Here is a 12289-nt window from a genome sequence, read left to right as displayed (position 1 = left end):
CAAAGTTTTACGCCGGGTTGAGAACCGGGCGCGCAGGTGAGAGGGATCTGCGCACCCGGCGGAGTAGCCGGATAACTGTGCTCGTGACGCTTTGAAAACAGCTTCTTGCGGATTGTGGCGCCTAAAACGGCGGGCCGATTCTACTGGAACGGGCCCGCAAAGTTAAGTGAAACGCCAAGGCGCGGCCGTGGCGGCGCTAACAGGTGGTCGCTGGCTGTTTCGGATGAGGCCCGTGATCCGTGGGCTGCAGGGCCTCTTTTGAAGGCGTGCCTTGGATTGGTCAGTGACCCGGCTTGGACAAAAGTCTAAGATGCGGCGCTGTTCATCGATCCATCGCCCGCCATGTCCAATCAGCGAATCAAAACACCTTGCGTCGGCCTTTGCTCCACTGTTTATGGCGATCTTGTCTGCCGCGGATGCAAACGGTTTCATCATGAAGTGGTGAACTGGAATGGCTACAGCGAAGAAGTCAAACGCTCGGTCTGGCAGCGCCTGGAGGTACTGCTTGCGCAGGTGATGGCGGCCAAGCTGGAAGTTTTCGATGCGACGCTGTTGCGTTCTCAGCTGGAAAGCCGACAGATTCGCTTCGTTGCAGACCAGTCGGCCTACTGTTGGGCGTATCAATTGATCGCACGGGGCGCGAGGGTCATTCAGCAGCTCGAAGCCTACGGCGTCGTGCTACTGCCGGAGTTTCGCGATTGGTCCTTGCCTGAACTCCGTGATGCGATCGATCGGGAGTTCTTTCTCCTGTCTGAAGCCCACTACCAGCGTTACATTGCCCCCCGCTTTCTGCAGGACATGGCGCGCTAGGGCTCGGATAGCCGAGGAAGGTGTTGGCCAACCTCGGCTTATGGCCCTAGCGGCGGGCCACGAGCTCTTCAAGGTGGTCGATGATGTCTTCTGGCTTGAGCACCAGAACATCACTTTCCAGTGTGTCGAGCACTACCTCTGCAGTGTTGCCCATCAGGGCTCCGGAGAATCCAGTTCGGGCGACAGTACCGATGACCGTTACGGCAGCCTGAAGCTGGTGGCACACGCGAGGGATCAGAGCGTCCGCAGGCCCTTCCTCGATGTGCAGCTGGCCGTCAGGTATGTCGAACTCGGTCTGAAATTGCCGGCAAGCGTTGCGGTAGCGGGCTTCTATCGTTTCCTTGAGCTGAAACGCGGGATCAGCGGAGGACAGCATCGCCGACGGATGAGCGCTGATCACATGCAAAGTGCCCTCGGCGAGCGATGCAATCTGGTAGCCATAGTTGATGATGCTGGAGTGAAGTGTCCGATGCTCGATGTCGGCATTGCCAACATCTACTGCGGCGAGAATGTTGCCGCCCGTCCACGGCGCTTCGGTTTTGACCATCAGCACCGGGCAGGGGCAATAGCGCAATAACTTCCAGTCATCAGGCGTCAGCAGGGCGCGTTTCAGTGGGTTGTCGGCAATATGCTGTTTGATCACCAGGCCACAGCCTTCGGCTTGCTGAGCGCTGATGATGGTCTGGTGAAGGTTCTCATGCCAGGCCTGACCTGCCGTGACGGCGTGGCCTTGGTCTTCGAGCTCTTGACGCAAGCTCTCAAGGTAGCTGCTGTGGTCCTGTTTGGCGTCGCAGATCAGCAAGTGCAACCGGGACTGGCTGACGCTGGAAATCAGCCGCGCTCTTTTTAACGCCAGGTTTTCGGAAAGTTTCGGGTCAATTACCACGAGGATGCAGCGTATGGCTTGCATGATCGGCTCCGTTTGGGTGATCGGACGGTTTCACTATAGACAAGGGTTGCACGACAGCCACTGATCCATATCAAGCAGCGCTGGTCGTTGATTGCCGGGCTCGTATAATGCGCGGCGGGCGAACGACTTCATGCGGCCCCGCCGCTTTCATTTCCTTCATGAATACCAAGACCTCATGCTCCCTGAACTGAATGAATTCCTTGGCTGTGTGACACCTTCGGCGTGGGTCGACGTTGCGCTGCAGAACCAGGACGTGATGCTGATCGATCATGGCAACTGCGAGAAGAAGGCTGCGGGCGCGGCCTTCCAGTTGATGTTTCGCTACGTCGATAAGCCCGACTTGCAGAACAAAATGTCGCGTTTGGCCAGAGAAGAATTGCGGCATTTCGAGCAAGTGCTCTCGCTCATCCGCAAGCGCGAAATCGGTTTGCGCAATATCGGCTCGTCCCGTTATGCCGCCGTTTTGCGCGAGTTGGTACGCAACCACGAACCCTACCGGCTAACCGATACGCTGGTGATTGGCGCATTCATCGAAGCTCGCTCTTGTGAGCGTTTTGCGATGCTGGTGCCACACCTCGACGACGAGCTCGGGCGGTTCTACCACGGGCTGCTAAAGTCTGAAGCGAGGCACTTTCAGGATTACCTGAAGCTGGCCTACCTCTATGGAGAGGCGGCGGACATCGATGCAACCATCGTGCGCGTTCGTGAACGTGAGCGCGAACTGATCGAAAGCCCTGACTCCGAGTTCCGTTTCCACAGCGGCGTACCGAGCGCCGCTTGACGGTTCAGGTCAGGTCGAATGGCGCTTGGTGAAGGCCTGCCTCATCGACCTGCAACGCCCAGCCCTGGCGATCCCAGTCACCCAGCACGATGCGCACGGCAGATTGACCGTCGATCTGTATCGAATGGGTTGCTGGTCGGTGGGTGTGGCCGTGGATCAAGGTGCGGACTTTGTGACGTTGCATGATCTTGATGACTTCGTCTGGCGTCACGTCGACGATGTCGCTGGCCTTCATGCGCGTCTCTTCCTTGCTGCTTGAGCGCAGTTTCTGCGCCAGCTTCTGACGCTTGGCGAGGGAAAGATTATGCAGGATGAAGAGGCTGAGCGGATTGCGCAGCCAGCGCCGTAAGCGCATATAGCCTTCGTCACGCGTGCATAGACTGTCGCCATGGGTCAGCAGTACCCGCTCGCCACCAATCTGTGCAATATGCGGATCGGCCAGCAGTGTGCACCCGGCCTCGCGACAGAACGCCTTGCCGATCATGAAGTCGCGGTTGCCGTGCATCAGGTAGACACGCGTCCCACCCTGACTCAGCGCATTCAGCGCCCGGGCTATTTCATGCTGGAACGGCGACATGCCGTCATCGCCGACCCAGACCTCAAAAAAGTCGCCAAGGATATAGAGCGCCTCGGCTTGGGCTGCACGTGTCTCCAGGAAACGAAGAAACGCCCGGGTGATATCCGGGCGCTTTTCTTCGAGGTGCAGATCTGAGATCAACAGAATCAATGCAAGTTACTCGACGATCTCGGCTTTCTCGATCACTACGTCTTCCACCGGAACGTCCTGATGGCCGGACTTCATGGTGGTGGGCACGCCTTTGATCTTTTCGACCACGTCCATGCCTTCAACCACTTCACCAAATACCGCGTAACCCCAGCCCTGAACGGTCGGCGCGGTGTGGTCGAGGAAGTCGTTGTCCTTGACGTTGATAAAGAACTGGGCGGACGCCGAGTGTGGCTCCATCGTGCGCGCCATGGCCAGCGTGCCTGTCTTGTTGGAAAGGCCGTTGTTGGCTTCGTTCTTGATCTGCGCGCGGGTTGCTTTCTGCTTCATGCCGGATTCGAAACCACCACCCTGAATCATGAAATTGCTGATCACGCGATGGAAAATGGTGCCGTCGTAATGGCCGCTCTTGACGTATTCCTTGAAGTTGGCGGTTGTCTCGGGAGCCTTGTCTTCGAAGAGTTTGACGGTGATAACGCCGTGATTGGTATGAAGCTTGATCATTGAAAGTCGTCCTAATGAAGAAGAGGGAAGGTCGCGTCGTGCCGACAATGGGTAAGCGCTGCGGCTGAAGGGCGCTGCACGGCAGGCGCTTTGCTCTGTCAGGGGGTTGACGGGTCCGCTATGATAGGCGCTTTGATTTGGCGGGCCTACCCTGAGCCGCACACTCGCAGATCGTTAAGGACACCATGAGCAAGCCTGAGACTACCGCAGCCACCAATTTTCTCCGCCCGATCGTCCAGGCCGACCTGGAATCGGGTAAGCATGCCAAGATCATCACCCGCTTCCCGCCAGAGCCCAATGGCTACCTGCATATCGGCCATGCCAAGTCGATCTGCCTGAACTTCGGTCTGGCGAAGGAGTTTTGTGGCGAGTGCAATCTCCGTTTCGATGACACCAACCCGGCGAAAGAAGACCAGGAATACATCGATGCGATCAAGAGCGATGTTCAGTGGCTCGGTTTTCAGTGGGCGGGCGAAGAGCGCTACGCTTCGAACTACTTCGGCCAGCTGCATGATTGGGCTATCGAGCTGATCAAGGCGGGCAAGGCTTACGTTTGCGACCTGACGCCAGAGCAAGCCCGAGAGTACCGCGGCAGCCTGACCGAACCGGGCAAGAACAGCCCGTTCCGCGATCGCTCGGCGGAAGAGAATCTGGATCTGTTCGCGCGGATGAAGGCTGGAGAGTTTGCGGACGGCGCCAAGGCGCTGCGCGCCAAGATCGACATGGCCTCGCCGAACATGAATCTGCGCGATCCGATCCTCTACCGGATTCGCCATGCCCATCACCACCAGACCGGAAACGACTGGTGCATCTACCCGAGCTACGACTTCACCCATGGCCAGTCGGACGCCATCGAAGGCGTTACTCACTCGGTCTGCACCCTCGAGTTCGAAGACCATCGCCCACTCTACGAGTGGTTCCTTGAGAACCTCCCGGTGCCGGCGCGTCCGCGCCAGTATGAATTCGCGCGGCTGAACCTGAACTACACCATCACCAGCAAGCGCAAGCTCAAGCAGCTGGTTGATGAAAAGCACGTCAGCGGCTGGGACGATCCGCGCATGTCGACGCTCACAGGCTATCGTCGACGCGGTTATACCCCAGCGTCGATTCGTACCTTCTGCGACATGATCGGCGTGAACCGCGCGGGCGGCGTGGTCGATATCGGTATGCTCGAGTTTGCGATTCGTGAAGATCTGGACGCCAACGCGCCGCGGGCCATGTGCGTACTCAAGCCGTTGAAGGTCGTCATCACCAATTATCCCGAGGGTCAGACTGAGAATCTGGAGCTGCCGCGCCATCCAAAGCACGACATGGGCGTGCGCCAGCTGCCTTTCTCGCGGGAAATCTACATTGACGCCACCGATTTCGAAGAGGTGCCGCCGGCCGGGTTCAAACGGCTGATTCCGGGCGGGGAAGTGCGTCTGCGTGGCAGTTATGTGATCCGTGCCGATGAAGCGGTCAAGGACGAGCAGGGCAACATCATCGAACTGCGCTGCACCTACGACGAGAACACGCTGGGCAAGAACCCCGAGGGCCGCAAGGTCAAAGGCGTCATTCACTGGGTGCCGGCTGCTGAGAGCGTCGAGTGCGAAGTGCGTTTGTACGATCGCCTGTTCCGCTCGGCTAACCCCGAGAAGGATGAAGACGGCGGCAGCTTCCTGGATAACATCAACCCGGATTCGCTAGTGGTGCTGAAAGGCTGCCGCGCCGAGCCATCGCTGGCCTCTGCCGAGGCTGAGGATCGCTTCCAGTTCGAGCGTGAAGGCTACTTCTGTGTTGACCGCAAGGACAGCCGGCCGGACGCGATGGTATTCAACCGTACCGTAACGCTGCGTGATTCCTGGGGAGGCCAGTAATGGCGCTGGCGATCTACAACACGCTGAGTAAAACCAAGGAACCGCTCAAGCCATTGAGCGGAAACCAGGTGCGTATGTACGTCTGCGGCATGACTGTCTATGACTTCTGCCATATCGGTCATGCACGGGTCATGGTGGCGTTTGATGTCATCTCGCGCTGGCTGCGTCAGAGCGGTTACGACTTGACCTATGTGCGCAACATTACCGACATCGACGACAAGATCATTCGCCGAGCTCAGGAGAATGACGAAACCTTCGAGGCGCTGACAGGCCGCATGATCGCGGCCATGCATGACGACGAGGCACGGCTCAACGTGCTGCGTCCGGACATCGAACCTCGGGCTACCGACCACATCGCTGGCATGCACGGCATGATCCAGACGCTGATCGACAAGGGTTTTGCCTACGCACCGGGCAATGGCGACGTGTACTACCGGGTTGGCAAGTTTGCCGGCTACGGTAAGTTGTCGCGGCGCAAGATCGAAGACCTCAAGGTCGGGGCGCGTATCGAGGTCGACGAAGCCAAGGAAGATCCGTTGGATTTCGTGCTCTGGAAGGCCGCCAAGCCGGGCGAGCCGAGTTGGGGATCGCCTTGGGGCGCAGGCCGTCCGGGCTGGCACATCGAATGCTCCGTCATGTCCACCTGCTGCCTGGGCGACACTTTTGATATTCATGGCGGTGGGCCTGACCTGGTATTTCCGCATCACGAGAACGAGATCGCCCAGAGTGAGGCTGCAACTGGCAAGCAGTACGCCAATACCTGGATGCATGCCGGTGCCGTCCGTGTCGACGGCGAGAAGATGTCGAAGTCGTTAGGCAACTTCTTCACCATCCGAGAAGTGCTGGAGAAGTACCAGCCGGAAGTGGTTCGCTACCTGCTTGTCTCAAGCCACTATCGCAGCCCGATCAATTATTCCGAAGACAGTTTGAAGGAAGCCAAGGGCGCCCTGGAGCGGTTCTACACCGCCCTCAGAGGCCTGCCTGAGGCAACAGCGCAGGGTGGCGATACCTTCGCTGCTCGCTTTGGCGAGGCAATGGATGACGACTTCAACTCACCCGAGGCCTGCGCGGTACTGTTCGAGATGGCTCGCGAGATCAACCGTCTGCGCGATACGGAACTGCAGGCTGCGGCTGGCCTTGCGGCCCAACTCAAAGAGCTCGCCAACGTGCTCGGTATATTGCAGGTGGATCCAGACGCTTTCCTGCAAGCAGGGGCTGAAGGCAAGGTGGATGCCGCTGAGGTAGAAGCGTTGATTGCCGCACGCCTCCACGCTCGCGCCGATAAGAACTGGGCGGAGTCAGACCGGATTCGCGACCAACTGACCGACATGGGTGTCGTTCTCGAAGACGGGAAGGGCGGCACAACCTGGCGACTTGGCGACTAGAGCGCACTGTCAGTTACAGGCCGCATTTCAGGCTGCACGCGCCTGGATGCGGTCTTTTCATTCGTTGTCTGCGATGTTCGCTGTGATAACCGGTTCAGGCGGCATGCTGGCGCATTCGGCGCCTTGGTTAGGTCATTCTCATTTCTGTAGGAAGCTCGCCTCCCAGCAAGCCTATGTTGGATAAAGCCCTTCGGCTCGTAAGCGCTTGTATAGGGTGTTACGGCTCACGCCGAGATGCCGGGCCAGGTGCGAAACGTTGCCACGACAGGCTTCGAACTGTGCGCGGAGCGGCTCATTCGCAGGTATCGGAAACGACGGCATCTTGTCTGTCGGCAGAGACGGCCCGGCATTGCTTTGGTTCGTCGGCCTTAAGTCCGTATCAGCAAGAAAATCATCCGGTAAGTGTTCCAGACGGATCGGTTGATCTTGAGCCAATGCCAGCGCAACCTGCACAACACTGCTTAGCTGGCGGATGTTTCCCGGCCAAGGGTGACTGTGCAGCACACGCTGCACTTCTGGACTGAACCCGGCCCACTGCTCGGGCTCCCGGTACTGCTCCCATATCTGCTGGAAAAGCGCATGCTTGTCGTGGCGCGCTCTAAGGGGTGGCAATTCAACGCTTAGGCCGCTGACCCGATAAAACAAGTCCTGACGAAAATGACCACTTTCAACCTCCTTGCGCAGCGAACGGTTGGTTGCACAGATCAATCGAAAGTCGACTGGATAGGGCTCACCACCGCCCAGTGGCTGAACGCTGCGCTCCTGCAAGACGCGCAACAGGCGCGCCTGCAAGCTCAGCGGCATATCCCCGATCTCGTCGAGAAACAGCACGCCACCGTCTGCTTTGCGGATCAGGCCGAGGCTTCCTTTCTGATGTGCGCCGGTAAACGCGCCTTTTTCGTAGCCGAAGAGTTCGGATTCGATCAGCTCGCTGGGAATCGCCGCGCAGTTAACGGCGATCAACGGAGCGTTTGCCCTTGAGCTGGCAGCATGCAGTGCTTTGACCAGCACTTCCTTGCCGACGCCCGTTTCCCCATTGACCAGAATCGGAATGTCCTTTTCCAGCATGAGCTGCGCCTGGCCAATTACCTTATGAACCTGCGGGTCGCCTTGGTCGATGCTCGCAAGGTCCAGGGTGCGGGCGGGTTTGGTTGCTGTATTCCGGAAATCACGAGGTTGGACCAAGGGCTTTTGCGGGCGTCGAACCAGGCCATGAAAACGATGATTGCCGGTTGTTCGTAGCAGCATCGGCTGATCTTCCGGCTGACTGAGCAGCTGCTGCAGAGGAACGTCGAACAGCCTGTCGATGCGGCTCCGGGTAAGTGCTAACCCAAGCAGATTGTCTGCCCGGCGATTGGCTGAGACGATCAGCCCGGACTCGTCGAAAACCAGCAAGCCGGCCCACTGGCTATCAAGATTGTCCTGGCCGGTGTTGAAGGTCAGCTGAAAATAGTCGTCGCGGAACAGGTTGAGGATCAGCCGGTTTTCCACAGACTGACTCATCATCTTGACCATGCCCAGCGTGTGCGACGGCGGCAGGTAGCTGTCGCTGGATACGTCGAGCACGGCGATCAGCTGGCGTTGTGCGTCATAGATAGGTGACGCCGCGCCGGACAGATAACGATTGGCCTTGAGAAAGTGCTCGTCTCGCTGGATATGTACCGCCTGCCCGCTGGCCAATGCGGTGCCGATCGCATTGGTCCCGGTATCCCGCTCCATCCAGCTGGCGCCCGGCTTGAATCCTCTCTGCTGCGCAGGCTCGACGAAGCGCCGGTCGCCCCAGGACTCGAGCAGTTGACCCGCACTGTCCGCCAGCAGGATCAGGCAGCTCGAATTCGAAAGGATGTTCTCGTAATAAGGAAGTACTTCGCGCTGTGTGGTGTAGACCAGGTTTCGCTGACGCTCCAGCAGTGCACTGACGTCTCGCTCCGTCGGGTCGCCGAAGCTTGGAATGCTGAGTGGGTTCAGTCCGTAGCGTTCGCAACGGCTCCAGGAACCTTCTACCAGAGCCTGGTGTGAGATGGGCTGGGCGGGGTTGGCCATGTTGCCTCTTATCGCTGCATGTTTTTGTTGTTTTGATGTTTGCCGCAGTCGGTGCCATGAACAGTCTTGTTCATTTTTGTTCACTGTCAATGTTCAGAAATGTTCATTTTGAACACTTAACAACTGCAGTCTGCGCAGAGGACCGCGCGCTAGAGCGGTACAGCGTAACTGGCATGGATATCGCTCTGGATCCTTCCATAACAACTAGAAGGATGCGGCATGTCCCTCACCCTGGAACACGTCACCAAAACCGTCGACGGTCAGCTGCACATCGACGACGCCAGCCTGAGTTTCGAACCTGGCTCGTTCAACGTGCTGATCGGTCGAACCCTGTCGGGAAAAACGTCGCTGATGCGACTCATGGCGGGGCTCGACAAGCCTACCCGGGGGCGAATCGTAATGAACGGCGCTGACGTAACCGGGGTTCCGGTACGCAAGCGCAATGTGTCGATGGTTTACCAGCAGTTCATCAACTACCCGACGTTGACCGTATACGAGAACATCGCGTCACCGTTGCGACAGGCCGGTGTGGGTAAAGCGGAAATCGAACGCAAGGTGCGCGAAACCGCCGAGATGTTGCACATCGAAGCCTTCCTGCACAAACACCCACTGGAGCTCTCCGGGGGGCAGCAGCAGCGAACTGCAATGGCGCGAGCCTTGGTTAAAGACGCCGATCTGGTCCTGTTTGATGAGCCGCTGGTAAACCTCGATTACAAATTGCGCGAAGAGCTCCGTCAGGAGATGCGCGAGCTGTTCAAAACTCGCCGCAGTATCGCGGTGTACGCAACCACTGAGCCGAACGAGGCTCTCGCGCTAGGCGGGACCGCAACCGTTTTGCACGAAGGTCGAGTGATACAGAGCGGACCGACGTCAGCGGTGTATCACCGCCCCAGCCAGGTGCTCAGTGCCGAGCTGTTCTCCGAGCCACCGATCAACCTGGTGCCCGGGCGGATCGCCGCGAACGAGGTGAGTCTTCAAGATCGCATGCATTTCCCGCTCAACAGCGACCTGAGTGGGTTGGAAAAGGGCGAGTATCGCTTCGGGATTCGGCCCAGTCATATCGGTCTGGTGCCGTCCAATGACGATGATCTGGAAGTGTCCGGCCTGGTCGAGCTGGCAGAAATCAGCGGCTCGGAAACCTTTCTACATGTGCGCAACGAACACCTCAGCCTGGTGCTGCACCTGCAAGGCGTTCACGACTATCACGTCGATTCGCCGATCCGCGTCTATATCCCGACTCACAAATTGTTCGTCTTCGATGCCTCGGGCCGGCTGGCCCAGGCACCGTCTCGACGCGGCTGAGGGCATCGTTATGGCAGAAATTCGTTTGCAGAATCTTGCGCACAGCTATAGCAGCCAGCCGCAGGGCGCTGCCGACTATGCGATCCGTGAGATGGACCACGTGTGGGAGCAGGGCGGTGCCTATGCGCTGCTGGGTCCGTCTGGATGCGGCAAGTCGACCTTGCTCAACATCATCTCAGGATTGCTCAGCCCGTCCGAGGGCGAGGTGCTGTTCGATACGCGCAAGGTGAACGCCCTGACGCCGCAGCAACGCAACATCGCCCAGGTTTTTCAGTTTCCGGTCGTCTACGACACCATGACCGTCTTCGACAATCTGGCTTTCCCGCTGCGCAATCAAGGCATCGCCGAGGCGCGCATCACCAGCAAAGTGCATGAAATTGCCGAGGTGCTGGACCTCCACCCACTGCTTAAACGAAAAGCTCACAACCTGACGGCCGATGAGAAGCAGAAGGTCTCTATGGGGCGGGGCCTGGTCAGGGACGACGTCTCGGCGATCCTCTTTGACGAGCCGCTTACTGTCATCGATCCACATCTCAAGTGGAAGCTGAGACGCAAGCTCAAGCAGATCCATGAGCAGTTCAATATCACCATGATTTACGTCACGCATGACCAGCTGGAGGCGTCGACGTTCGCTGACAAGATTGCAGTGATGTACGGCGGACAGATTGTCCAGTTCGGCACGCCGCGAGAACTCTTCGAGCGGCCCCAGCACACCTTTGTTGGTTATTTTGTAGGCAGCCCTGGGATGAACCTTATCGAGGTGGATGCTCAGGACGGAGGGGTCGGTTTCAATGGCCTGCACCTCCCTCTTTCGGGTGCGCTGGCCGCGCGCCTCCCGGGCTTGGCTACAAGTCGCCTGCAGCTTGGCATCCGTCCCGAGTTCGTTCAGGTCAGCGAGGAGCCAGGTGCTGGCGCAATGCAGGCCGAGGCAGTACGCGTCGAGGATCTGGGCACTTACAAGATCCTCACGCTTCGTCTGCAAGGGCATCTGATCAAGGCGCGCTTGCCCGAGGATCAAGCGGTTCCGAAAGGTGAGGCCTGGGTGGGCTTCCCGGCGCAGTGGTTGATGCTCTACGCCGACGACAAGCTGGTGGAGGAGCTGCCATGACCAAGACTCATGACAATCGCGCATGGTGGCTGGTGCTGCCGGTTTTCCTGCTGGTCGCTTTCAGCGCCATCCTGCCGATGATGACCGTGGTGAACTATTCGGTGCAGGATATCTTCGACCCCTCGACACGCTTCTTCGTTGGTGCGGATTGGTACCGGCAGATACTCAATGATCCCCGGCTACACGATTCGCTGCTGCGGCAGTTCATTTTTTCGGGCTGCGTACTGTTGATCGAGATCCCGCTCGGGATTGCGGTTGCGCTGGCGATGCCGACACGTGGACGCTGGGCTTCGCTGTGCCTGATCGTGATGGCGATCCCGCTGTTGATTCCATGGAACGTGGTGGGAACCATCTGGCAGATCTTCGGCCGCGCGGATATCGGTTTGCTGGGTTACAGCCTTCGCGAGCTGGGCATCAGCTACAACTATGCATCCAATACAAGGGATGCCTGGCTGACGGTGCTGGTGATGGACGTCTGGCACTGGACATCGCTGGTCGCGCTGCTGTGTTACTCGGGCCTGCGAGCCATTCCCGATGCCTATTACCAGGCGGCTCGCATCGACCGGGCGTCGAGCTGGGCGGTGTTTCGCTACATACAGCTGCCCAAGCTCAAGAGCGTGCTGCTGATCGCCGTGATGTTGCGCTTCATGGACAGCTTCATGATCTATACCGAGCCTTTCGTGCTCACCGGTGGTGGGCCGGGCAATGCAACGACCTTCCTCAGCCAGACCCTGACTAAAATGGCGGTCGGCCAGTTCGATCTGGGGCCGGCTGCGGCGTTCTCGCTGATCTACTTCCTGATCATCCTGCTGGTGTCCTGGTTGTTCTACACGGCCATGACCCATGGCGATCAAAAATGAGGGTCT

11 protein-coding genes are annotated in these 12289 nt (G+C 58.5%); 7 read left to right on the top strand and 4 right to left on the bottom strand.

Annotated elements, in window-relative coordinates; genetic code table 11:
- The first annotated feature begins 342 nt into the window (after positions 1-342).
- Positions 343-810: a DUF1289 domain-containing protein gene (locus ALTERO38_RS10420; RefSeq protein WP_159968345.1), complete on the top strand. Its 468-nt coding sequence runs from the start codon at positions 343-345 to the stop codon at positions 808-810.
- 46 nt (positions 811-856) lie between these two features.
- On the opposite strand, the gene ALTERO38_RS10415 is transcribed toward ALTERO38_RS10420, so the two are convergent.
- Entirely contained in the window at positions 857-1720 is an 864-nt protein-coding gene (locus ALTERO38_RS10415) for a universal stress protein (RefSeq protein WP_159968344.1), read from the bottom strand.
- A gap of 175 nt (positions 1721-1895) precedes the next feature.
- On the opposite strand from ALTERO38_RS10415, the gene ALTERO38_RS10410 reads away from it, so the two are divergent.
- A complete protein-coding gene (locus tag ALTERO38_RS10410; protein WP_159968343.1) occupies positions 1896-2501 on the top strand; it encodes a tRNA-(ms[2]io[6]A)-hydroxylase in 606 nt (201 codons plus the stop codon).
- A 4-nt stretch (positions 2502-2505) separates the two neighbouring features.
- Here the strand turns inward: ALTERO38_RS10410 and lpxH are convergent, their stop codons facing one another.
- Together lpxH and ALTERO38_RS10400 are read right to left on the bottom strand one after the other, a co-directional pair.
- Positions 2506-3228 carry a UDP-2,3-diacylglucosamine diphosphatase gene (gene lpxH / locus ALTERO38_RS10405; RefSeq protein WP_159968342.1) on the bottom strand — a complete coding sequence of 241 codons (723 nt, stop codon included), beginning with the start codon at positions 3226-3228 and terminating at the stop codon, positions 2506-2508.
- 6 nt (positions 3229-3234) lie between these two features.
- On the bottom strand, positions 3235-3729 hold the full coding sequence (locus tag ALTERO38_RS10400) for a peptidylprolyl isomerase (protein ID WP_019339172.1): 495 nt from the start codon (positions 3727-3729) through the stop codon (positions 3235-3237).
- Positions 3730-3914: 185 nt separating this feature from the next.
- Here ALTERO38_RS10400 and ALTERO38_RS10395 point away from each other — a divergent pair, with 185 nt between their 5' ends.
- Positions 3915-5585: a glutamine--tRNA ligase/YqeY domain fusion protein gene (locus ALTERO38_RS10395; RefSeq protein WP_159968341.1), complete on the top strand. Its 1671-nt coding sequence runs from the start codon at positions 3915-3917 to the stop codon at positions 5583-5585.
- Positions 5585-6970 (top strand): cysteine--tRNA ligase, encoded by a 1386-nt coding sequence (gene cysS, locus ALTERO38_RS10390; protein WP_159968340.1) that lies wholly within the window; start codon positions 5585-5587, stop codon positions 6968-6970. The genes ALTERO38_RS10395 and cysS overlap by 1 nt, the downstream gene beginning before the upstream one ends.
- A gap of 171 nt (positions 6971-7141) precedes the next feature.
- Here the strand turns inward: cysS and ALTERO38_RS10385 are convergent, their stop codons facing one another.
- A complete protein-coding gene (locus ALTERO38_RS10385) occupies positions 7142-9013 on the bottom strand; it encodes a sigma-54-dependent Fis family transcriptional regulator (protein ID WP_159968339.1) in 1872 nt (623 codons plus the stop codon).
- 219 nt (positions 9014-9232) lie between these two features.
- Between ALTERO38_RS10385 and ALTERO38_RS10380 the strand changes: the two genes are divergently transcribed.
- From ALTERO38_RS10380 to ALTERO38_RS10370, 3 genes are read left to right on the top strand one after another with little or no spacing between them, the layout of a single operon-like run.
- Positions 9233-10315: an ABC transporter ATP-binding protein gene (locus tag ALTERO38_RS10380; protein WP_102835305.1), complete on the top strand. Its 1083-nt coding sequence runs from the start codon at positions 9233-9235 to the stop codon at positions 10313-10315.
- 10 nt (positions 10316-10325) lie between these two features.
- On the top strand, positions 10326-11423 hold the full coding sequence (locus ALTERO38_RS10375) for an ABC transporter ATP-binding protein (protein WP_159968338.1): 1098 nt from the start codon (positions 10326-10328) through the stop codon (positions 11421-11423).
- Positions 11420-12283: a carbohydrate ABC transporter permease gene (locus ALTERO38_RS10370; protein WP_159968337.1), complete on the top strand. Its 864-nt coding sequence runs from the start codon at positions 11420-11422 to the stop codon at positions 12281-12283. The genes ALTERO38_RS10375 and ALTERO38_RS10370 overlap by 4 nt, the downstream gene beginning before the upstream one ends.
- Positions 12284-12289 lie beyond the last annotated feature (6 nt).

The sequence above is a fragment of the Pseudomonas sp. 9Ag genome (assembly GCF_902506445.1).
In the GTDB taxonomy this organism is placed as follows: Bacteria; Pseudomonadota; Gammaproteobacteria; order Pseudomonadales; family Pseudomonadaceae; genus Stutzerimonas; species Stutzerimonas stutzeri_AB.
This window is presented reverse-complemented; position numbering and strand designations above follow the sequence as displayed.